Raw genomic sequence first — 568 nt, 5'->3', positions numbered from 1 at the left:
GGGCCGCTGCACAGCCAAAGGGCTAAGTGTAGGGGCTTGCAATCGAAAACAGCCGTGCTCGCATTCAGTCGCATCGACTTGGATTCCATCGTTTCCGGCTCACATTAGCTGCAACTGAACCAGCACCGGCTAGCACGTCCATCAATCGAGCGTTTGATGGACAGAACGGGACAGGCTAAATTATTACTAGGTATCACCAAGTGATAAGGGAACAGCAATGGCAACATCACTCAAGATTGACGATACGCTCAAAGGCCGCGTCCAATACCTCGCTAGTCAGCGCCGCCGTTCACCGCACTGGATCATGCTTGAAGCCATCCAACAATACGTCGAACGAGAGGAAGCCCGTGAAAACTTCAAGCAGGAAGCCTTAGCTTCCTGGGCTGCTTATCAGGAAACCGGTCGGCACCTGACCGGTCAGGAAGTGCGTACTTGGTTAAACACTTGGGGCACCCAAGACGAAAAGGCGGTGCCTGAGTGCCACAAGTAATCGTCACAGAAGGTGCGGCGCAAGGATTTGAGCGATGCCGGCGGTTCTTGGCTGCAAAGGACCCGGAAGCTGCGAAGC

General features: G+C 54.4%; 1 protein-coding gene. It reads left to right on the top strand.

The window, feature by feature from the left end; all coding sequences use genetic code 11:
* The first annotated feature begins 217 nt into the window (after window positions 1–217).
* Window positions 218–490, top strand: a complete 273-nt coding sequence (locus ALO64_RS17830; protein ID WP_044322718.1) for a CopG family ribbon-helix-helix protein — start codon at window positions 218–220, stop codon at window positions 488–490.
* Window positions 491–568 lie beyond the last annotated feature (78 nt).

It is taken from the genome of Pseudomonas meliae (genome assembly GCF_001400515.1).
Lineage (GTDB): Bacteria > Pseudomonadota > Gammaproteobacteria > Pseudomonadales > Pseudomonadaceae > Aquipseudomonas > Aquipseudomonas amygdali.
The sequence above is the reverse complement of the archived record's forward strand: the minus strand, read 5'-3'. Positions and strand labels throughout refer to the sequence as shown.

Excerpts from the sequence above, each read along its gene's own strand:
- ALO64_RS17830 (WP_044322718.1), top strand. The coding sequence starts at position 218 with ATGGCAACATCACTCAAGATTGACGATACGCTCAAAGGCCGCGTCCAA.